This window comes from Phormidium sp. CCY1219, from assembly GCF_035615515.1.
Lineage (GTDB): Bacteria > Cyanobacteriota > Cyanobacteriia > Cyanobacteriales > Laspinemataceae > CCY1219.
In genome coordinates, this window is the sequence record NZ_JAJENT010000922.1 from 1 (window position 1) to 415 (window position 415).

1 protein-coding gene is annotated in these 415 nt (G+C 46.0%); it reads right to left on the reverse strand.

Going from position 1 to position 415, the window contains the following annotated elements; all coding sequences use genetic code 11:
- A partial coding sequence (locus tag LKK83_RS30320) for a hypothetical protein (protein WP_324635198.1) occupies window positions 1-213 on the reverse strand: 213 nt, incomplete at its 3' end.
- Between the last annotated feature and the right edge of the window lie 202 nt (window positions 214-415).

Consider the following 415-nt stretch of genomic DNA (forward strand, 5'->3'; position numbering starts at 1 on the left):
AGGGATAGTTTGGGCATGACAATCAAAGCATTGCTTTAATGTTTTGCTCCGATTATGAATAATTATATCCGAGCGCCATTGTTTTGTCAACTTTTTTTCTCCTTCTTCGCCGGCGTGAATTGCAAATGTTGCTACCTGGGAGGTCTGTTTGGTGGGTGACGCCTCAGAAGATTGGAGTGGGCTGACATGCCAGAGATTGGCCAGCGGCGTCACCCTACGGTTCCTGTGGAGATCTGAGGCATAGGCTCCCTATGACAATCAAAGCATTGCTTTAATGTTTTGCTCCCATTATGAATAATTATATCCGATTGCCACTGTTTTGTCAACTTTTTTTTCTCCTTCTTCGCCAGCGCGAATCATTTGCATGCAAGTTGCGATCGCCCTACGGTTCCTGTGGAGATCTGAGGCATAGGCT